This window comes from Rhizobium sp. BK049 (assembly GCF_014193135.1).
Lineage (GTDB): Bacteria > Pseudomonadota > Alphaproteobacteria > Rhizobiales > Rhizobiaceae > Rhizobium.
This window is the reverse complement of the sequence record NZ_JACHYV010000039.1, coordinates 1-20,561: the sequence shown is the minus strand read 5'-3', so window position 1 is coordinate 20,561 and position 20,561 is coordinate 1. Positions and strand designations below refer to the sequence as shown.

The 20,561-nt window shown below is 61.5% G+C and carries 19 protein-coding genes and 1 tRNA gene; 10 read left to right on the top strand and 10 right to left on the bottom strand.

What is annotated here, in order from left to right:
- Positions 1 to 244 precede the first annotated feature (244 nt).
- Positions 245 to 2,083, top strand: a complete 1,839-nt coding sequence (gene ilvD / locus FHT70_RS28035; RefSeq protein ID WP_183706380.1) for a dihydroxy-acid dehydratase — start codon at positions 245 to 247, stop codon at positions 2,081 to 2,083.
- Here ilvD and FHT70_RS28030 read toward each other — a convergent pair.
- The 3 genes from FHT70_RS28030 to FHT70_RS28020 form a co-directional block, all read right to left on the bottom strand.
- Positions 2,074 to 2,152 (bottom strand) — tRNA-Lys (locus FHT70_RS28030). The two genes, ilvD and FHT70_RS28030, sit on opposite strands and share 10 nt — an antisense overlap.
- On the bottom strand, positions 2,143 to 2,493 hold the full coding sequence (locus FHT70_RS28025) for a hypothetical protein (protein ID WP_086005019.1): 351 nt from the start codon (positions 2,491 to 2,493) through the stop codon (positions 2,143 to 2,145). The genes FHT70_RS28030 and FHT70_RS28025 overlap by 10 nt, the downstream gene beginning before the upstream one ends.
- A gap of 19 nt (positions 2,494 to 2,512) precedes the next feature.
- Positions 2,513 to 2,893 carry a YkvA family protein gene (locus FHT70_RS28020; protein ID WP_097601656.1) on the bottom strand — a complete coding sequence of 127 codons (381 nt, stop codon included), beginning with the start codon at positions 2,891 to 2,893 and terminating at the stop codon, positions 2,513 to 2,515.
- A 133-nt stretch (positions 2,894 to 3,026) separates the two neighbouring features.
- On the opposite strand from FHT70_RS28020, the gene FHT70_RS28015 reads away from it, so the two are divergent.
- Positions 3,027 to 4,430 (top strand): DegQ family serine endoprotease, encoded by a 1,404-nt coding sequence (locus tag FHT70_RS28015; RefSeq protein WP_183706378.1) that lies wholly within the window; start codon positions 3,027 to 3,029, stop codon positions 4,428 to 4,430.
- Positions 4,427 to 5,743, top strand: coding sequence for a replication-associated recombination protein A (locus FHT70_RS28010; protein WP_183706376.1), 1,317 nt, complete (start codon positions 4,427 to 4,429; stop codon positions 5,741 to 5,743). The genes FHT70_RS28015 and FHT70_RS28010 overlap by 4 nt, the downstream gene beginning before the upstream one ends.
- Before the next feature lie 13 nt (positions 5,744 to 5,756).
- Here the strand turns inward: FHT70_RS28010 and FHT70_RS28005 are convergent, their stop codons facing one another.
- From FHT70_RS28005 to FHT70_RS27990, 4 genes are all read right to left on the bottom strand, one after another.
- On the bottom strand, positions 5,757 to 6,431 hold the full coding sequence (locus FHT70_RS28005; protein WP_097601659.1) for a VIT1/CCC1 transporter family protein: 675 nt from the start codon (positions 6,429 to 6,431) through the stop codon (positions 5,757 to 5,759).
- A gap of 246 nt (positions 6,432 to 6,677) precedes the next feature.
- Positions 6,678 to 6,989 (bottom strand): DUF1883 domain-containing protein, encoded by a 312-nt coding sequence (locus FHT70_RS28000; protein ID WP_085777832.1) that lies wholly within the window; start codon positions 6,987 to 6,989, stop codon positions 6,678 to 6,680.
- Between the two features lie 120 nt (positions 6,990 to 7,109).
- The gene (locus FHT70_RS27995) at positions 7,110 to 8,114 is read right to left on the bottom strand and encodes a 2-dehydropantoate 2-reductase (RefSeq protein ID WP_183706374.1); all 1,005 of its coding nucleotides are present in this window, start codon (positions 8,112 to 8,114) and stop codon (positions 7,110 to 7,112) included.
- A 154-nt stretch (positions 8,115 to 8,268) separates the two neighbouring features.
- Positions 8,269 to 9,120 carry an oxidoreductase gene (locus FHT70_RS27990; protein ID WP_183706372.1) on the bottom strand — a complete coding sequence of 284 codons (852 nt, stop codon included), beginning with the start codon at positions 9,118 to 9,120 and terminating at the stop codon, positions 8,269 to 8,271.
- 113 nt (positions 9,121 to 9,233) lie between these two features.
- On the opposite strand from FHT70_RS27990, the gene FHT70_RS27985 reads away from it, so the two are divergent.
- Positions 9,234 to 10,121, top strand: coding sequence for a LysR family transcriptional regulator (locus FHT70_RS27985; RefSeq protein ID WP_183706370.1), 888 nt, complete (start codon positions 9,234 to 9,236; stop codon positions 10,119 to 10,121).
- A 12-nt stretch (positions 10,122 to 10,133) separates the two neighbouring features.
- On the opposite strand, the gene FHT70_RS27980 is transcribed toward FHT70_RS27985, so the two are convergent.
- Positions 10,134 to 10,697, bottom strand: a complete 564-nt coding sequence (locus FHT70_RS27980; RefSeq protein ID WP_183706368.1) for a nucleoside 2-deoxyribosyltransferase — start codon at positions 10,695 to 10,697, stop codon at positions 10,134 to 10,136.
- A 299-nt stretch (positions 10,698 to 10,996) separates the two neighbouring features.
- Here FHT70_RS27980 and FHT70_RS27975 point away from each other — a divergent pair, with 299 nt between their 5' ends.
- Entirely contained in the window at positions 10,997 to 11,971 is a 975-nt protein-coding gene (locus FHT70_RS27975) for an alpha/beta hydrolase (RefSeq protein WP_183706388.1), read from the top strand.
- A 33-nt stretch (positions 11,972 to 12,004) separates the two neighbouring features.
- Here the strand turns inward: FHT70_RS27975 and FHT70_RS27970 are convergent, their stop codons facing one another.
- The gene (locus FHT70_RS27970) at positions 12,005 to 12,628 is read right to left on the bottom strand and encodes a peroxidase (RefSeq protein ID WP_085777838.1); all 624 of its coding nucleotides are present in this window, start codon (positions 12,626 to 12,628) and stop codon (positions 12,005 to 12,007) included.
- A gap of 101 nt (positions 12,629 to 12,729) precedes the next feature.
- On the bottom strand, positions 12,730 to 14,262 hold the full coding sequence (locus tag FHT70_RS27965) for a PAS-domain containing protein (protein WP_183706366.1): 1,533 nt from the start codon (positions 14,260 to 14,262) through the stop codon (positions 12,730 to 12,732).
- A gap of 265 nt (positions 14,263 to 14,527) precedes the next feature.
- Between FHT70_RS27965 and FHT70_RS27960 the strand changes: the two genes are divergently transcribed.
- From FHT70_RS27960 to FHT70_RS27940, 5 genes are all read left to right on the top strand, one after another.
- Entirely contained in the window at positions 14,528 to 15,583 is a 1,056-nt protein-coding gene (locus FHT70_RS27960) for a LacI family DNA-binding transcriptional regulator (protein ID WP_183706364.1), read from the top strand.
- Positions 15,584 to 15,605: 22 nt separating this feature from the next.
- The gene (locus tag FHT70_RS27955; protein ID WP_183706362.1) at positions 15,606 to 17,219 is read left to right on the top strand and encodes an acyl CoA:acetate/3-ketoacid CoA transferase; all 1,614 of its coding nucleotides are present in this window, start codon (positions 15,606 to 15,608) and stop codon (positions 17,217 to 17,219) included.
- On the top strand, positions 17,212 to 17,991 hold the full coding sequence (locus FHT70_RS27950; RefSeq protein ID WP_183706360.1) for an enoyl-CoA hydratase/isomerase family protein: 780 nt from the start codon (positions 17,212 to 17,214) through the stop codon (positions 17,989 to 17,991). The genes FHT70_RS27955 and FHT70_RS27950 overlap by 8 nt, the downstream gene beginning before the upstream one ends.
- Positions 17,991 to 19,499, top strand: a complete 1,509-nt coding sequence (locus FHT70_RS27945) for an aldehyde dehydrogenase family protein (RefSeq protein ID WP_183706358.1) — start codon at positions 17,991 to 17,993, stop codon at positions 19,497 to 19,499. Before FHT70_RS27950 ends, FHT70_RS27945 begins: the two co-directional genes overlap by 1 nt.
- A 97-nt stretch (positions 19,500 to 19,596) precedes the next feature.
- The coding region (locus FHT70_RS27940) for an ABC transporter substrate-binding protein (protein WP_183706356.1) at positions 19,597 to 20,561 on the top strand (965 nt) is incomplete at its 3' end.

Genomic DNA, 20,561 nt, shown 5'->3' with positions numbered 1-20,561 from the left:
GAAGCCAATTTTTTGTGTTCTGCTGTGATGGGATAGGGTGTAACCAAAGGCCCGCCGAACCGTATATATTCGAATGGCGCTCAACGCGCTTCTCCCGGCGGCGTACCGGATTTGGCCTTGCCGGTAGTGACAGCCCCCATCGATTGGATTAGGACAATTCCAAAAAGCGGCGTTCGCCCGGCCCGCAGGCTTCATTGCCGCCCCGGCTTCGCCTGATGTTTCCGACATGTCGAGGAAGACACCGATGCCAGCTTACCGTTCCAGAACCACGACCCACGGCCGCAACATGGCGGGCGCGCGCGGCCTTTGGCGCGCCACGGGCATGAAGGATTCGGATTTCGGCAAGCCGATCATCGCGGTGGTGAATTCCTTCACCCAGTTCGTGCCGGGCCACGTGCATCTTAAGGATCTCGGCCAGCTCGTCGCCCGCGAAATCGAGGCGGCCGGCGGCGTCGCCAAGGAGTTCAATACGATCGCCGTCGACGACGGCATCGCCATGGGCCATGATGGCATGCTCTATTCGCTGCCCTCGCGCGAGTTGATCGCCGACAGCGTCGAATACATGGTCAATGCCCATTGCGCTGATGCAATGGTCTGCATTTCCAACTGCGACAAGATCACTCCCGGCATGCTGATGGCGTCGCTGCGCCTCAACATCCCCACCGTCTTCGTGTCCGGCGGTCCGATGGAAGCGGGCAAGGTCGTGCTGCATGGCAAGCAACATGCGCTCGACCTCGTCGACGCCATGGTCGCGGCTGCCGACGACAAGATCTCTGATGACGACGTCAAGGTGATCGAGCGTTCAGCCTGTCCGACCTGCGGCTCGTGCTCCGGCATGTTCACCGCAAACTCCATGAATTGCCTGACGGAGGCGCTCGGCCTGTCGCTGCCCGGCAATGGCTCGACGCTTGCCACCCATGCCGATCGTAAGCGCCTCTTCGTCGAGGCCGGCCACCTGATCGTTGATCTCGCCCGCCGCTACTACGAGCAGGACGACGTCAAGGCGCTGCCGCGCACCATTGCCTCCAAGCAGGCTTTCGAGAATGCGATGGCGCTCGATATCGCCATGGGCGGTTCGACCAATACGGTCCTGCACATCCTGGCAGCGGCCCATGAAGGCGAAGTCGACTTCACTATGGCCGATATCGACGCCCTGTCGCGCCGGGTGCCATGCCTGTCGAAGGTCGCGCCTGCCAAGAGCGATGTACACATGGAAGATGTCCATCGCGCTGGCGGCATCATGTCGATCCTCGGAGAGCTCGATAAGGGTGGCCTGCTGAACCGCGATTGCCCGACCGTCCATGCCGAGACGCTCGGCGATGCAATCGATCGCTGGGACATCACCCGCACCAGCAGCGACACCGTCCGCAACTTCTATCGGGCCGCTCCCGGCGGCATCCCGACCCAGGTCGCCTTCAGCCAGGAGGCCCGCTGGGACGAGCTCGACACCGATCGCCAAAACGGCGTCATCCGTTCGGTCGAACATCCCTTCTCGAGGGATGGCGGTCTTGCCGTGCTAAAGGGTAATCTCGCGGTCGACGGCTGCATCGTCAAGACGGCCGGCGTCGATGAATCGATCCTGAAATTCTCAGGCCCGGCCCGCGTCTTCGAAAGTCAGGATGCGTCGGTTAAGGCGATCCTCGCCAACGAGATCAAGGCCGGCGACGTCGTCGTTATCCGCTACGAAGGCCCGAAGGGCGGTCCCGGCATGCAGGAAATGCTCTATCCGACGAGCTATCTGAAGTCGAAAGGCCTCGGCAAGGCCTGCGCGCTCATCACCGACGGCCGCTTCTCCGGCGGCACCTCGGGTCTCTCGATCGGCCATGTCTCGCCGGAAGCGGCAAATGGCGGCACGATCGGCCTGGTGCGCGAAGGCGATATGATCGATATCGATATCCCCAACCGTACGATCAGCCTGCGTGTCAGCGAGGCCGAGCTCGCCGCCCGCCGCGCCGAGCAAGACGGCAAGGGCTGGCGGCCGACCGAGGTTCGCAAGCGCAACGTCACCACCGCGCTCAAAGCTTACGCTGCCTTCGCGACGAGCGCCGATCGCGGCGCCGTGCGGGATCTGAACGCTCGCTGAGTAGCCTCGAACCTACGACCCGCTGATCAAGAGTCAGCTGCTCTGTCGACCGGTCGCTGTCAAAGCGGCCGGTTGATGTTTTTGTAGGTCTCGCCGAGCTGCTTCATCCGCTCGTCGTAGGCAGCCTTGATGCAGGCGGCATCGGCGCCGCATTCCTGCCGCTTCTTCAGCCAGGCGGTCTGCTCGTCCTGCAACGTGCCGCGAGAGCCCATGGCCAGCAGCCCGGAGAGCAGCTCGAAAGTCGTCACCATCTTGACGTCGGCGTCGTTGAGGGCGCGGTTGTCGCAGATCGCCTTTTCGTCTGGCTTCAATTCCTTCGCATCACAATCGAAGCTCGCCGACCATGCAGGATCCGATGGGAAAATCAGGATCGCCAAACCGAGCGCGGCCGACATTCGCCATGTCATCATCATCTTCCTTTACTGCCGATCAAATCAGCTTGCGCACTGCCAGAGCCAGAAAGATGATGCAGGCGAGCCAGACGACAAGGATGAAGATCAGTCCGGCCCCGCCGGAGGGGCGCTCAGTCCGCCTTGAGGCCTCCTGGCGAAGCGCAGCCATCACCTCTGCCGGCACAAGCCGCGTCGCCAGCAGGATGCCGAGCGGCACGATGACGAGATCGTCGACATAGCCGAGCACAGGAATGAAGTCGGGGATCAGATCGATCGGCGAAAGCGCATAAGCTGCGACAGCGCCAGCGACCGCTTTCGCATACCAGGGCACGCGAGGATCGCGGGCGGCAAGCCACAGCGCCACGATGTCACGCTTCAGTGACTTTGCCCAGATTTTGGCTTTTGATATCAGTTGCATGGTGGATCTTCCCGGATCAAATTCGCAGCGCCTTCAAGGCACTTCCTTGCCTTATTCTTCCATGCTTCCGCCCTCTTTCCTTTCTAGCGTCGGACGCTACAACGTTGCTTAAGAGGATTCAAAAGGGATACCCATGCAAGGCCTGTTCAAGCGCGCCTCCGTTTCGCTCTTCGCTCTCATGCTCGTTCTGCCGGCTGCGGCCCAGGCGCAGACGGCAAAGACGGTGCCCGAGAGCCAGATGCAGATGCAGCTCTCATTTGCGCCGCTGGTCAAACAGACCTCGGGCGCCGTCGTCAACGTCTATGCGGAAAAGATCATCCAGCGCCAGTCGCCCTTTGCCGGCGATCCCTTCTTCGAGCAGTTCTTCGGTCAGCAGATGCCGAATCGATCCGAGAAGCAGTCCTCGCTCGGGTCCGGCGTCATCGTCGAGGCGAACGGCACTGTCGTCACCAACAATCACGTCGTCGAAGGCGCCGATGACATCAAGGTGGCGCTGCCGGATGGCCGCGAATTCCCCTGCAAGGTGGTGCTGCGCGATGACCGCGTCGACCTCGCCGTGCTGAAGATCGACACCAAGGAGAGCTTCCCGACGCTGCCGATCGGCAATTCCGATACTGTCGAGGTCGGCGATCTGGTGCTGGCGATCGGCAATCCCTTCGGCGTCGGCCAGACGGTGACGAGCGGTATCGTCTCCGCACTTGCCCGTAACCAGGTGGTCAAGAACGAGTTCGGCTTCTTCATCCAGACCGACGCCTCGATCAATCCGGGCAACTCGGGCGGCGCATTGATGAACATGAAGGGCGAGCTGATCGGCATCAACACCGCGATCTTCTCGCGCGGCGGCGGCTCGAACGGCATCGGCTTCGCCATTCCTGCCAATCTCGTCAAAGTCTTCCTCGCTTCCGCCGATGCCGGCGTCAAATCCTTCGAGCGGCCCTATGTCGGCGCAAGCTTCGATGCCGTGACGTCGGAAGTCGCCGAAGCGCTTGGGCTCAACAAAGTACGCGGCGCACTCGTCGTCAAGGTTTCGGAAGGCAGCCCGGCGGCGAAGGCCGGGCTGAAGGCCGGCCAGATCGTCACATCAGTCAACGGCATTTCCGTCGAGCATCCGGATGCGTTGCTCTATCGCCTGACGACAGCCGGCCTCGGCAAAACGGTCAATCTGACCGTCATTGACAACGGTCACGAGGAGCAGTTGTCGCTGGCGCTCGACCGCGCGCCGGAGACCTCGCCGCGCGACCAGCGCGTCATCGGCGGGCGCACTCCCTTTACCGGCGCCGTCGTCGAAAACCTGTCGCCGCGCGTCGCAGATGAATTGCGCATGCCCTCGGAATCGGCGGGTGTCGTCGTTGCCGATGTCAAGGAAGATTCCCCGGCAGCCCGCCTGGGTTTTGAGCCCAAGGATATCATCGTTTCGATCAACGGAACGGAAGTAAAATCGACCAAAGAACTGGCCGAGATAGCCAGCAGCGATCCGGGTCTCTGGCGGGTCGAAATCGAGCGCGATGGCCAGCGTATCAGGCAGTTCTTTCGATGAGCAATGATCTCTTCGCGCCGCGTATTCCGGAGGAGGTTGCCGCCAGGCGGCCGCTTGCCGACCGGTTGCGGCCGAAGACGCTTGCCGATGTCACCGGTCAGGAACATCTGACCGGTGAGGACGGCGTGCTGCAGAGAATGATCGAAAGCGGTTCGCTCGGATCGATGATCTTCTGGGGTCCGCCAGGCACCGGCAAAACGACGGTGGCGCGGCTGCTTTCCGGTGAGGCGGGGCTGGCCTTCGAGCAGATTTCGGCGATCTTTTCCGGCGTCGCCGATCTGAAGAAAGTGTTCGAGGCGGCTCGCATGCGCCGCATGGACGGCCGCCAGACGCTGCTGTTCGTCGATGAGATTCATCGTTTCAACCGAGCCCAGCAGGACAGTTTCCTGCCGGTCATGGAGGACGGCACCGTCGTCCTCGTCGGCGCCACCACCGAAAATCCCTCCTTCGAGCTCAACGCCGCTCTGTTGTCGCGCGCCCGCGTCCTCACCTTCAAGTCACATGACGAGGAGAGCCTGGAGGAATTGCTGACGCGCGCCGAGGCGATCGAGCAGAGGCCGCTGCCCCTGACCGAGGAGGCGCGCGCCAGCCTGATCCGCATGGCCGATGGCGACGGCCGCGCGGTTCTGACGCTTGCCGAAGAGGTCTGGCGGGCGGCGCGCGAGGGGGAGAGTTTCGACACCGAAGCGTTGACGCATATCGTCCAGCGCCGCGCCCCTGTCTACGACAAGGCGCAGGACGGCCACTACAATCTGATTTCGGCATTGCATAAATCGGTGCGCGGCTCGGATCCGGATGCTGCGCTCTATTATCTCGCCCGCATGTTCGATGCCGGCGAGGATCCGCTCTATCTTGGCCGGCGTCTGGTGCGCATGGCGGTGGAGGATATCGGGCTTGCCGATCCGCAGGCGCTGGTGATCTGCAACGCCGCCAAGGATGCTTATGACTACCTGGGGTCGCCGGAGGGGGAGCTGGCGCTTGCCCAAGCCTGCGTTTATCTCGCCACCGCTCCGAAATCGAATGCCGTCTATACCGCATTCAAGGCGGCAAGCCAGGCCGCGAAGCAGAACGGCTCGCTTTTGCCGCCCAAACATATCCTCAATGCGCCGACCAAATTGATGAAAGGCGAGGGCTATGGTGAAGGTTATCGCTACGACCATGACGAGCCGGACGCCTTTTCCGGCCAGGATTATTTCCCGGAGAAAATGGGCCGCCAGACCTTCTACGATCCGCCGGAGCGCGGCTTCGAGCGGGATATCCGTAAGCGGCTGGAATGGTGGGCGAAGCTGCGCAAAGAGCGCAATCCGCGCTGACGCGTGGGCGGGGTTAACCGCCAAGAGCGACCGCTATGGCGACCAGGAGCAATCCGAGGCAAGTCATTGTCATCCCCGCATAAAAGGGCCTGCCTCCCGAAAATTTCGCCCACGCATAACCCGTCACGAACAGCAGCGTGATGAGAAACAGGTTGCTGACTCTCAGAGCGAGGTGGGCGCTGTCGATGAGAAACAAAGGGGTCACGGCCGGTATGGACGTGACCGAGACGAGAAAAACGACCGCGAGGGCGGCAAGGAGATCATTTTTCGAGAGGGACGCCCTCACAGGATCGGCCCTGCGTGCGAGCGTCAGCAGTGATCTATAAAGCGGGTCCGCATCGGCAGCCTTTGCAGAAAACGGTGCTTCTTCGATCGGGAATTCTTTCGCGAGCATGTTGAGCGCCGCGGTCTCGCTTCCGGCGGCTTTGATTTGCCGAAAAAGGCGCAGCCGCCTGCTCTTGTAAAACGTCGTCCCCAGAACGAACAAAACGGCGTCAATGATCCCCCAGGCGACGTTGCATCCGACTGTTGCGACGATCAACTCCTGAGCATCCAACCCCTCTTCTTCAAAAACAAGTCTCGAGCCGACCGTCAAAGTCAGCGCCATGATCAGTCCGAAAAGGACTTCACCGAGTGCATCGCCGGGATCGATGATATCGGTAACACGATCGATCGGGTTCGAAGTCATGGGCTGCCCCAGGTGATGAGATATTCGTCTGTTGTTCCTCTCTCCGCGATCCGAGCATGAATGGGAGCCGACTGCAGCTGGCGGCGTGGTGGAAGCCCCGCGACTGAGAATTGTGAACGACGACTCGGGATGATTCATTGATCGTGATCAAGATCAGTACGATTGGCCGTCTCCTGATCAGGTCTGTCGACAAAACACGTCCGTGCCAGTCCTGGCGCGTCAGAAAAGATGCCGGTGCTGCAAAGCTCAGGAGGGGCGTGGCGTCTTCTGATTGACAGGCGCGGCGATCACCTTGACGGCGGATTCCGCGAGCCCGTGGTGGCCTTCCATATCGACGACAACGTGCCAGTGGCCGCTTTCCGGAACGGCGAGCTTGACCGGCGACTTGCGCGCCACGCCGCCGATATATTTGAAATCGAGAACCTCGGTGAAACGCTGGAAGTTCGGCGCCGTCATCAGACGAACATTGTTCACCGCATTCAGAGACACCTCGACGATCGTTCCGGCTCGCTGTTCCTTGAGATCGTAATGGGTGAAGCGGAAATTCGGTTTCTGCATCGGTCTCGCGGCGTCTGATAACTTGGCGAGATTTTACCAGCATGCCGGTTAACGAAAAGTTGGAAATCGGCGCGGTGTCGGGAAAGGAATGATCGACCCCGATGGCCGCTCTCCTCGTTGTCAGTTGCCGCGCCGGTTTTCCCGATCCAGCTGCGTTACCAGCGTCAGGATCGTCTCCGATACCGGGGTCGGCACGGCGATCAGGCGTCCAAGCGCCACCAGCATGCCCACAAGCGGGGTAATTTCGAGCGCCTTGCCGCCGATCAAGTCTTGCAACATCGAGGTTCGAACCCCGCCGATGTGGCGCGATTGCTCCAGCCGCTGCTCGACTGACATGGCGAAATGCGCGCCGACCGCGTCGCCGACGGCGCGCACTTCCTTCATGACCTTGCTGATCAGATCCATGAGCGACGGATCCGCCATAATGTCGGTCATCAGCGCCCGCGTCAGAGCGCTGATCGGGTTGAAGGCGGCATTGCCCATCAATTTGCTCCAGATTTCGCTGCGGATGTCCGCCGTGGTCGTAATGCTGAGGCCGGCGCCGGTCAGCACCGCTGCTATGGCCGAAAGATCGGCAGACATTTCGCCGGAGGGCTCGCCAAGCACGAAGCGGCCGTTGTGAGAAAGCCGGATCTCGCCCGGGCTGGCAACTTCCGCACCTTGATAAGCGACGCAGCCAATCACGCGGTCGGGGCCGATCAGCCGCCAGAGCCTGCCGCCGGGATCGAGCTCGTCGAATTGCAGCTCCGCATATCCGCTCCTGGTATCGCGATGAAAATACCACCACGGAATGCCGTTGAGGATCATAACGACGCGGGTGCCTTGCTTGAGCAGACCGGCGATCCCCTCGGCGGCAGGCGGCAGCTGATGTCCCTTCAGGCCGGTGATGACGAGATCCTGTCGCGGCAATGTCTTCGGATCGTCGGTTGCCGTCACGCGCACCTTGAGCGGGGTTTCCGCATCGGCCCCGCGCAGGCTGAGACCGTGGCTGCGGATCGTATCGAGATGCGCCCCACGCGCGACGACGGAGACGTCGATGTCGTTATCTTCCTTGCCTGCGAGCTTGGCGGCGATAGCGCCGCCAAGGGCGCCGGCGCCATAAATACAGATGGACTTGATGGACATGCGTTGCCTCTTCACGGGTCACGGTCTGACTTACATCTAGGCCATCCTCAGCGAGAGGCGAATGCCAATTCGCCGCAAGGCGTTCTTTGCATCAATTCCAAGGCGCTGCCGCCGCATGCCCAGATCCGAATGCGGCGGCATTGGTCTTGGCTGCTCAGACCCCAGCGGTTGCGTGGCTTGCAAAATCCGTGGAGACGGCAAGCTCGCGCCAGGCGGCCAGTTCCTTTTCGACACTCGCATGCTGCGCCTCAATCATAGCGACCGTATCGCTGCCGAATGGCATGCGCAGCGGCGGGTTGGCGGAGTTGACCATCGTCATGATGCCGGCAGCGAGCTTGGCGGGGTTGCCAGGCTGGGCGTGATTGGCGTCGGCGGCGAAACTACGCATGTTTCCGGCCGGCGTGCCTTCGTAATCGGCGATCGAGGCCGGGCTTATTGCCAGCGAGCTGTCGGCGAGGAAGTCCGTGCGGAAGAAGCCGGGCTCGACGATCGTCACCTTGATGCCGAGAGGTTCGAGTTCGGCGGCCATGGATTCCGACAGTCCCTCGACGGCGAATTTGGTCGAGCCGTAGACACCCCAGCCGGGATAGCCGAAATAGCCACCGATGGAGGAGAAGTTCAGGATATGGCCGGCACGCTGGCGGCGCATATAGGGCAGCACGGCGCGTGTCACCTTCAGGAGACCGAAGACATTGGTGGCATAGATCCTTTCGATCTCTTCGGCCGTGGCTTCCTCGACTGCGCCGAGTAGGCCGTAGCCGGCATTGTTGGCAAGCACGTCGATGCGGCCGAAGCGGGCGATGCCGGCGGCTGCAGCCTCCTTCGCTTGCGTCTTGTTGGTGACGTCGAGGGCGACGGCCAGCAGGTTCGGATGATCCCCGAACTGCTCGATAATGGTCTTGGCGTTGCGGGCGGTGGCGATGACGGCATCGCCCGCTGCAAGTGCCTCCTTGGTCATCAGCGCGCCGAAACCGCGCGATGCACCAGTAATAAACCAGACTTTCATGACGAATTCCTTTGCTGTTGTCGCATCTTTATGCTGACGGGCTGAATTTGACCGAAATTCCGATGCTGTATAAGATTTGTTATTATTGATGCTATGATGAGTGGAATTCAGCAATGCGTGCAACGGAACTTTCCGAACTGGCCGCCTTCACGGCCGTGGCGCGGCACAAGAGCTTCCGCAAGGCAGGGGAGGAGCGGGGCGTCACAGCCTCTGCCGTTAGCCATGCCGTGCTTAATCTGGAAGACCGAGTTGGCATCCGCCTGCTCAACCGCACAACCCGCAGCGTTTCGCTGACGGAAGCAGGCGAACTCCTGGTCTCACATCTCATCCCGGCGTTCGGGGAGATGGCGACCGCACTCGATGCGCTGAACCGCTACCGCGACACGCCATTCGGCAGGGTGAGGATCAACGTGCCGAATTCGATCGGTTCCTTCGTCATCGGCCGTGTCATCGCCCCTTTGATTGAACGTAATCCCAATTTGCAGCTGGAAATTAACGCGACCGATCGGCTGGTCGACATCGTCGAGGAAGGTTTTGATGCCGGCATCCGTTTCGGCGAGCGCGTCACGGAAGGCATGATCGCCCTGCGCATCAAGCCGCGCATCCGCCTGGTCGTTGTCGGTTCACCGGCCTACTTCGCAAGGCGTCCGAAGCCGCAAACGCCTTACGAGCTCAAGCGCCACCTCTGCATCCAGAACATGTTTCCCTCCGGTGCACGTTATGCCTGGGAATTCGAGAAGGACGGCCAGACGGTGAGTTTTCAGCCGACCGGACCGCTTTCGCTCGACGATCACGAACTGATGATGCAGGCAGCGCTCGGCGGCGTCGGCCTTGCCTATATCTGGGAGCCTCGCGTCGCAAAGGCCATTGCCGACGGAGAGCTCGTCCAGGTACTCGATGATTGGTGTCAGCCGGAGGAACCGCTCTATCTCTATTATCCCAGCCGCCGACACATGTCTGCGGGCTTCAGGGCGGTGATCGACGCGATCAGGGCAGAGTAAAAGCTTCAATTCCTACCCACGCAGACCAGCGATCGTCTGAAGCGCCTGAAGATAAATCGTCAGGTCGCGTGCAGGATCCGCCGGCAGAGCGGTCGCACGGAATACCTTGCCTCCCGTCGCCTCGACGCCTCCGTCGATCATCAGGTTGTCGGCCATGCCGTGATTTTCAATCGCGATGCCGTCAGGCCCGCGCGGGCGTCCGCTCGTCTCATCGATCTCCATTCCAGCATACCAGATCGAGCGGACGCGCAGCCCATAGTCGTCGGGGTGGTTGGTATAGGCGAAGACCGATTTCCCGAGAGCAATCATGAAGCCGATCTCGTAGACCGTGCCCGGGTCGGCGCTGACGCCCCGAAAGGGAGTGATGTTGGCGAGGCAGATTTCGGCCCGGCGCATGGCGACGTCATTGCGGGTGTAGATCTCCGCAGCCGTCCGCTTTATCGGCGTCTGGTTCTCGTCACTGCCGGGCCCCGTCGGTTCGAAGCCGAACTGACGCGCCAATCGGCGTTTCTCGGCCATGATGGGCAGTGCATCGGGAAGAAAGACTTCCGGGCCGGCAAGGTAAATGGTGGTCATCGGTATCCTTCAATCCTAAGCGAGCCGAAGCACGGAAGTTGAGGGCAGGGCGGGAGCCTATTTCCGATGGAAGCCTGCCAGATGGCAAGCCGCGCTGGCGGTGATTGTCGATTTTTTCCGGTCTCCGTTGGAGACTTGAAAAAGCGGAAGGTTGCACTCGTCACCCTTTTGACTCCGCTGGGCAAAGCGGCCAAAGATACGGCCATCGGCAGCATCATCGGGAGAGATTGATGAAGGGGCGGATTTTGTCGAATGCTGATCGAGGAGGGTCGAAGCGGCCCAGATATCTCTTTCCCGCCTTGGTCGTGCTGATTCTATCGTCTCCACTGGCGCTGGGACAGGAAATCGGGCCGCAAAGCCAGTCCTCGCATGCGCAGGTCGAAAAGCTGCTCGGCCTCTGGAAGGAGCATTTTGCCGGCGCCGACAGTCTGCAAGAGCGCAGGGCTGCTTTCGCCAGGCTGATGGAAACAATGCCCGGGCCGACGCGCATCCAGGTTAGGCAGGTCGATGCCGACGGCGTGGATGGCGAGCTGATGTGGCCCGCCCGGCTCCATCACCCGATCGGCAAAAGGGTGATTCTCTACATTCATGGCGGCGGCTTTTCCGGCGGTTCCATCCGCACGCACAGCCTCTTCGCCGGTTCGCTCGCCAAGGCCGCATCCAGCGACGTGCTTCTGATCAATTATCGGTTGATGCCGGAGTATGCCTATCCCGCCCAGATCAACGACGCGCTGACGGCCTACCGCTGGCTTCTCGATAACGGATATCGCAACGAGAATGTCGTCGTGGCGGGAGACGGCGCCGGTGGCAATATCGCGCTCGAGGCGGTGCTGCGGCAGAAGCAGGCAGCAAAACCCCTGCCGGCGGCTGTGATTGCGCTGAGCCCGATCACCGATCTCGCCGCGACGGGCGGAACGATGACGGCAAATGCCGGCAGCGACCCGCTGGTCGATAAGGCGTGGCTCGAGACTTTGCGTAAGACCTATCTCGGCAGCCGGCCTGCCACCGATCCTCAGGCCTCACCGCTTTATGCCGACATGACGGGATTCCCGCCGCTATTGCTGCAGGTCGGTTCCGGCGAAGCCCTGCTTGACGACACGCTGCGCCTCGCCGACAAAGCGCGCGAGGAGGGCGTGGATGTGACCACCGAGGTCTGGCCGGGCATGCCGCATCAGTGGCAGCTATTTCCCGCCATGCTCGACGATGCCGATCGCTCGAGCCAGACTATTGCCGAGTTTGCGATCCGGCATTTTGCCGACAAACCGGAAGAATAGGGGCCACAGCCGCCGGCGTCAGCCGACACTGCATCAATGCGATGTGCCGCCCGAGGGTGTGGGCGCCAGAGGCCGCTCGACTTCCCGGCCGACACTGAGCGCCTTTCGCACATTCGGCTCCAGCCGCTCGATATAGGCGTGATCGGGCGCAGCGCCGAGCGCATCCAGCATTTTCGAAAAGAAACAGCGGGCCGCTGTGGCGGCCGTGACGTCGAAGATTTCGGCGTCACTCAGCCCGTGTTTCTTCAATCCGTCTATATCCTGCTGCGTGACCGATGTCGCATCACGCGCCACCTTGGCTGCAAAGGTCATGATCGCGCGTTCGCCGGCATCGATCGGCGCCTTTTCGGTCTCGTTGACAACCGCCGTCAGCCCGTCGCTGGTAAATCCCTCGCGCAGCAGCACGGAGCCGTGCGCCAGCATGCAATAGGAGGATTTGAGTTCTTTGGCCGCCGCCAGCGTCACCAGTTCGTAGCGCCTGAGGCTCATATGGCCGCGAATGCTCGAAAGCAGCCCGGCCCAGCTCTCCATTACCTCCGGCCGGTGGCCGAAGGCGCGATACATGTTCGGCAGATAACCATAATTCGCCTCGGCCGACGCGTACATCGACGTCGTCTTCTCGCTGGCGGATGCATCCGGGGTGTGAATGAAAGCCATGGCATGATCCTCCTCTATTGCGAGAAGGATAGGGTAGATATGCCGGACAGCAATCCCGCTCCGGCAGTTCGGGAACGAGCCATCGGCCATAGGCTGAATGATCAGGCAACGTCGTTGCTCGCCAGTACGTCAGCGGCTCTCTTGATTGGAAGAGTGACGGTGAAGGTGGACCCGCACCCTCTTGCACTCCGCACCTCTATCGAGCCTTGATGCAGTTCGATGATCTGCTTCACAAGATTGAGGCCGATACCGGTTCCGGCAATCCCGGTCGACGTCCGCGCGCGGAAATAGCGCTGAAACAACCGGGGCACGTCTTCAGCATCGATCCCCACGCCATCGTCGCTGACCGAAACCTTGATATTGCCCGTCTCCTCCCATGCCGTGACACGAATTTCGGAGGTTCCTGGCGCGTATTTCACCGCATTCGAGAGCAGATTGGTAAAGACCTGGCTTAAGCTGCGGGGATCGGCATCGATGAATTCCGGCAACCCGTCTATGCAAAGCACGAAACCATGCGTCTTCGAGATCGCCGACTGCCGCTCGCAGCATGTTCTGATCAACGTTCCCACGGCGCAGGCGTCATAACTGATATCGGTCTTGCCGGTATCGAGGCGTCCGGCCGCCAGGATGCTCTCGATGAGATCGACGATCCGGCTCACCGATGCGCGGATCTGTTCGACCTTGTCGTTGAGAAATTCGGGCTCGACCGTGCCCCCTTTCCGGAGCAGCCGCTGGGCGGCAGCATCGATGATTGCGAGCGGGGTGCGGAATTCATGTGATGCCATCGCCACGAACTGCCGCTGCAATTCGTTGATGCTCCGTTCCTGGGCGAGCATCCGCTCAAGCTCGCGCGCCTGCCGTTCGACCTCTGCCGTTCGGCTTTGCACCGTAATTTCGAGTTGATCATGATGGCGGCGCAGTTCTTCCGCCAGCCGCACGGTCTTGGTGACGTCCTCGTGGGTCGCCACATATCCGCCGTTCTGCATCGGATTGTGGGTGATTTTGATGATGCGCCCGTCGGTAAGCGCGATGTTCTGGCTCGCCGGCGCACCGAGTGCCGTCGCTTCGAAAACGACGTCAAAATAGGTGGCGGTATCGGCCGGACCATTTCCCTGCAGACATCGATAGGCGAGGATGTCCACCAGCGGCGTTCCGGGCTGCGTCAGAAAGTCCGGAAGATCGTACATCCGCGCATAGGACGCATTGCACAATATCAGCTTCTTCGTCGAATCGAACATGCAAAGCCCATGCGGCATATTGCTGAGGGCTGCATCGAACCGGTGATGCTGTTCCGTCAGATTGTCTTTTACGCGGATATGCGTCGAGATGTCTTCATAGCTGAGGATCCAGCTTCCCTCTCTCGAGGGAGCGCAGGTTAGTGAGATCATCCGTCCGTCAGACAGTGCAAACTGCGAGGTGTGCGGTCCGCCGATCGTCAACCCTGAACAAGCGGCTGCCTGGCAGTCAGCGGTGCCGGGCAAGCTGTCGATGTTCATTCCTCTGCGCAGAGCGCCATTGGGAAGGCCCAGAATATCAAGCGCGCGGGCATTGAAAGCCGTCACCATATTGGCAGAGTCAAGGAGAACAATGCCCTGCGGCAGGTTCTCCAGCATGGCTTCAAATGAATGCGGCATCTCCGGCCCCGCTTTGGATCTGGCACGTTCCCGATCCCCAGCATTGGCCACAAACGATAAAGTTTCGCTAATGCCTCTGGACAGGAGTTCCTTGAGGGCAGTCCATGTCTCCAATTAAATCGTTCCAAAAAAAGAATCTCGCCCTGCGGTGTCAGGACGACGGAGTAATGTCCATACGACGCCTCTTTAACGGAAATACCTCTTGACATGTTTGGAACGTTCCAAATAAATATGCATTAGGCGACGGTGGCGTCGGGAGGGCGAAGTGACAAAAAACCGGGTGACCGTGATCGACATTGCGAAGGCCGCTGGCGTCTCCAAGTCGACGGTGTCGCTGGTGTTGCAGGGCTCCTCCCTCGTCAACGAGGGAACGCGCGCAAAGGTCAATGCCGTGATGCGGGAGCTTGGCTATGTCTACAATCGCGGCGCGGCCAATCTACGGCAGGCGGGTGCAAAATCGAGGATCATCGGCGTGGTCGTGAACGACCTGACGAACAGCTTCTTTGCCGAGCTGGCGGTGGGTGTCGATATGGTCGTTCAGTCGGCCGGTTTCGTGCAGTTCCTGTCGAATACCGGTGAGAGCATCGACAGGCAGCGCGAGGTTGTCGCATCTATGCGCGAACATGGCATTTCGGGCCTGATCGTCTCGCCGGCGCGCGCCACCGATGCCGCCGACTTCAAGCCACTGGTCGCGGCAGGGATTCCCGTCGTGGTGGTCGTTCGAAACCTGCCCGGCGCTAAGGTGTCGTCCATAGTCTCCGACAACCGGTCCGGCATGATGTCAGCCGTTCAGCATCTGGTGGGTCTCGGTCATAAGCGTGTCGCTTTTCTCGGCGGTTTTCCCGATACCGCTGTCTTCGACGATCGCCTTGCCGGTTACCGCAGCGGAATGGAAGCGGCCGGACTCGGCTACGACGAGGCACTCGTGATCTCGTCCGCCCCGTCGCGAGCGGGCGGCGTCGAGGCGATCGGAAAAGCGATTGCTTATGGCGATAGGCCCACTGCAGCCGTCTGCTTCAACGATGCAGTCGCCTTCGGAGTCTGCGACGGATTACGTGCGCGCCGTCTGGAGCCGGGCGCCGACTTTGCCGTCGTCGGTTTCGACGACGTCATCGAGGCTCAGGCGGCGGTTCCGGCGCTGACGACGGTCTCGGTCGATCCACAAGGCATCGGGCGCCGCGGCGCGCTGATGCTCCTCAAGCAGATCAATGCCGGCAAGGCCGAAGCGGAGACGGTGACGACAGCCGTTCGGCTCGTCGTCCGCGAAAGTTGCGGCGCCGGCACAGCCTCGCAGGCGAGGGCCGGCGGAGCGGCAAATTGAAACGGGGTTCGAAGTGACGCACATGAAGAAGCATCTGACACCAGCCGAAGCGGCGGCACTGATCCCGGACGGCGCCGTTGTCACAGTGTCCTCGTCGAGCGGTCTCGGCTGCCCCGATCTGATGCTGAAGGCGATCGGCGAGCGTTTCGATGCGACCGGCCATCCCCGTCACATTACAACCCTTCACCCGATTGCCGCCGGGGATATGAGTGGCATCAAGGGCGTCGACTATATCGCCAAGAAGGGACTGCTCAAATGCGTCATCGGCGGCTCTTATCCCTCCGGCCCGTCGACGGCCGAACCGCCGCTGATCTGGCAGATGATCACCAACAATGAGATTCCGGCCTATAACATTCCCTCCGGCATTCTCTTCGACATTCACCGCGAGGCCGCCGCCAAGCGGCCGGGCGTCCTGACCAAGATCGGCATCGACACCTTCGTCGATCCCCGGCGGCAGGGCTGCGCGATGAACGAACTGGCTTCGAACGATCCGGTGGTCAAGCGCGTCAGCTTCGAGGGCGACGATTGGCTGTTCTTTCCCTCGATCGTTCCTCAGGTCGCCATCATTCGCGCTACGACGGCCGACGAACGCGGCAACCTCACATATGAACATGAAGGCGCCTATCTCGGCGGTCTCGATCAGGCCCTTGCCGCCCGCAATAATGGCGGGATCGTCATCGCGCAGGTCAAGCGGATCACCAAGGAAGGCTCGCTGAAACCGCATGACGTCCGGGTTCCGGGAATGCTGGTCGACTATGTCATCGTCGATCCCGAACAGAAGCAGACGACGCAGACGCAGTACGATCCGGCGATATCAGGGGAGATCTTCCGCCCGCTCGATAGCTTCAGCGTTCCGGAGTTCAATGTTCAGAAAGTCATTGCGCGTCGCGTCGCGCAGGAACTTCAAGCGGGAAGCTGCGTCAATCTTGGCTTCGGCATCTCGGCCAATGTGCCGCGCATTCTGCTGGAGGAGGGGCTCCACGGCGCGGTCACCTGGGTCATCGAGCAGGGCGCGGTCGGCGGCGTGCCGCTGCTCGACTTTGCCTTCGGCTGCGCCTCCAACGCCGATGCCTATATGCCGTCTCCCTATCAGTTCACATATTTCCAAGGGGCAGGCTTCGATGCATCGCTGCTCTCCTTCCTCGAGATCGGCAGGGACGGTTCGGTCAATGTCTCCAAGCTCTCCTTCCGGCCGCATGTGACGGCGGGTGCCGGAGGCTTCGTCGACATCACGGCGCGGGCGAAGAAGATCGTCTTCTCCGGCATGTTCAACGCCGGAGCGAAGCTTTCGATCGCCGATGGAACTCTGCTCATCGAGAGGGAAGGCAAGCTGAAGAAGCTGGTGAACGAGGTCGAACACGTCACCTTCAGCGGCAGGCGGGCGATCGAGCAGCGGCAGGACATCACCTATGTCACCGAGCGGTGTGTGATGAAGCTGACGCCCGACGGCATCGTGTTGACCGAGATCGCTCCTGGGGTCGATCTGCAGGCTCATATCCTCGACCAGTCCGAGTTCCCGCTGATCGTCGCGCCTGATCTCAAGGTTATGGACGCCGCACTGTTCCTTGAGGCTGAGATCGGCCTCTCGCTTCCCGCAAAGAAGGCGCGGACATTGGAGGGCACCTTTCATGGCTAGCGGAACGGTCAAGGTCGATATCGAAGGCCACGTGGCAACGCTGACGATCTCCCGGCCGGAGAAGCTGAACGCGCTCGATCTCGACATGCTGAAGGCTTTGGCGGAGGCGGCTGACGCGGTGGAGGCGAACCCGGGCGTTCGCGCAGCCGTTCTCACTGGCGAAGGAAAGGGCTTTTCTGCCGGCGGCGATATCAAGGCCTGGGGCGGAATGCTGCCGCAGGAATTCGGTCATTCCTGGGTTCGCAACGGCCACCGTATCTTCGAAAGACTGGCGACGCTCAGGGTGCCGCTGGTCGCGGCCCTGAACGGCCATGCCCTCGGAGGCGGGCTTGAGCTTGCAGGTGTCGCCGACATTCGCCTCGCCGAGCAACACATCAAGATCGGCCTGCCGGAGACCGGCCTTGGAATGGTGCCGGGCTGGTCCGGGACCCAGCGTCTCGTGCGCCGCTTCGGCGCCCAGGCCGTCCGGCGCATGGCGCTCGGCGGCGAGATTTTCACCGCCGAGGAGGCGCGCCTGCTCGGAATCGTCGATGCGGTAGTTCCAACCGGAAACGCGCTGGCCGCCGCCAGGGACTATGCTGAACGGATCGCCGCAAGGGGGCCGGCGGCCATCGAGATCGCCAAGTTGATGATCGCATCGGCGAACGGTGAAGACAATGGAACCGCGGTCGAAGCCCTGGGCTCGATCCTCGCCGCCAAGACCGGCGATCTGAAGGAGGGCGTCGCATCATTCAGCGAGAAGCGCCCGGCAACGTTCAAGGGAGAATGGTAATGACGGTCCTGGTCAACCCCACCGCGCTGAGCGATCACAAAGCACGCGATTTCCAGATGCTGATCGACGGCAGATGGGAGGCCGGCAGCGCCGATCCGATCGAGCGTATCGCGCCGAGCCACGGGGTCGTGGTCAGCCGCTTCCCCACAGGCAGCAAGACGGATGCCGAGCGCGCCATTGCTGCGGCACGCAAAGCATTCGATCTCGGGCCGTGGCCGCGGATGACCGCTTCCGAACGGTCCGCCATCCTGCTCAAGGCTGCCGATCTGATCGCGGCGCGGGCAGAGGAGCTGGCGTTTCTCGATGCGATCGAGGCGGGGAAACCGATCACCCAGGTGCGGGGTGAAATTGCCGGTTCGGTCGACATCTGGCGTTACGCGGCGGCGCTTGCGCGCGACCTTCACGGGGAAAGCTATAACACGCTCGGCGATGGTACGCTCGGCGTCGTGCTGCGCGAAGCGATCGGCGTGGTGTCGATCATCACGCCCTGGAATTTTCCGTTCCTCATCGTCGGCCAGAAGCTGCCTTTCGCCCTGGCAGCGGGCTGCACGACCGTCGTCAAGCCCTCGGAACTGACATCGGGATCGACGCTCGTGCTCGGAGAAATCCTGCAGGAAGCAGGTGTTCCGGATGGCGTCGTCAACATTGTCACCGGTACGGGACCTGAGGTCGGCTCGGTCATGACGTCGCATCTGGACGTCGATATGGTGTCCTTCACCGGCTCGACCGGAGTCGGCAAGTTGACGATGTCGAATGCGGCGCTGACGCTGAAGAAGATCTCGTTGGAACTCGGCGGCAAGAACCCGCAGATCGTATTTCCGGACGCCGATCTCGATGCCTTCGTCGATGCCGCTGTCTTCGGAGCCTATTTCAATGCCGGCGAGTGCTGCAACGCCGGCTCGCGGCTGATCCTCCATAAATCAACCGCCTCCGACATCGTCAGGCGGATTGCCGAGCTGTCGAAGGGAGTGAGGGTCGGTGATCCCCTAGATCCCTCGACGCAGGTCGGCGCGATCATTACGCCGCAGCATCTGGAAAAGATCTCGGGATATGTCGCCGGTGCGAGGGGCAGCGGCGCTCGCGTCGCCCATGGTGGCGAGACACTCGATCTCGGCATGGGGCAGTTCATGTCGCCGACGATCCTCGAAGCGGTGACACCCGATATGGCGGTGGCGCGCGAGGAAGTCTTCGGCCCGGTCCTGTCGGTTCTGACGTTCGAGACGACTGCCGAAGCGATCCGGATTGCAAATTCGATCGACTACGGCCTGTCGGCTGGCGTCTGGAGCCGCGATTTCGACACCTGCCTGACGATCGGCCGGTCGGTGCGGGCGGGCACGGTCTGGATGAACACTTTCATGGACGGCGCCTCAGAGCTTCCCTTCGGCGGTTACAAGCAGAGCGGCCTCGGCCGCGAGCTCGGCCGCCATGCGGTCGAAGATTACACGGAGACCAAGACGCTGAACATGCATATTGGCAAGCGCACCAATTGGTGGATGCCGAGAGTCTAAGGCCGGCGTGGCCGGCAATGAACTACGCCTGAGGAGGGCGGATGATCGGGTGCGGGAATGGTTCCGCATCCTCCAAACTGAACTGGGAGGTTCTTTGATGCGTAAGTTTCTGACAACGACTGCGGTGATCGCATTGGCTCTGGCCGGCGCCGGCGTGTCCGCACGCGCTGCCGACGTGAAGGAAGTGCAGATGCTGCACTGGTGGACGTCAGGCGGCGAGGCAGCGGCTTTGAACGTTCTGAAGCAGGATCTGTCGAAGGAAGGCTTTGCCTGGAAGGACGTTCCGGTTGCCGGCGGCGGTGGTGATGCGGCGATGACGGCGCTGAAGGCGATGGTGGCGGCCGGCACCTATCCGACAGCCTCGCAGATGCTAGGTTATACCGTGCTCGATTACGCTCAGGCCGGCGTCATGGGCGACCTGACGGAGACGGCCAAGAAGGAAGGCTGGGACAAGTCGGTGCCGGCCGCACTTCAGAAGTTCTCCGTCTATGACGGCAAGTGGGTCGCAGCCCCCGTCAACGTGCACTCGGTCAACTGGCTGTGGATCAACAAGGCCGTCATGGACAAGATCGGCGGCAGCCAGCCGAAGACCTTCGACGACCTGATCGCGCTGCTCGACAAGGCCAAGGCTGCGGGCGTCATCCCGTTGGCGCTCGGCGGCCAGAACTGGCAGGAAGCGACGATGTTCGATTCCATCGTGCTGTCGACCGGCGGACCGGAGTTCTACAAGAAGGCCTTCAACGACCTCGACGAGGCGTCGCTGAAGTCGGACACGATGAAGAAGTCGTTCGACAATCTGGCGAAGATCGTCAAATACGTCGATCCGAACTTCTCCGGCCGCGACTGGAACCTGGCGACCGCCATGGTCATCAAGGGTGACGCGCTGGTGCAGGTGATGGGCGACTGGGCCAAGGGCGAATTCGTCGCCGCCAAGAAGACGCCGGATAAAGACTTCCTCTGCTACCGCTTCCCCGGCACCGAAGGCAGCGTCATCTACAACTCCGACATGTTCGGCATGTTCAACGTTCCCGAGGACCGCAAGGCGGCCCAGGTGGCGCTGGC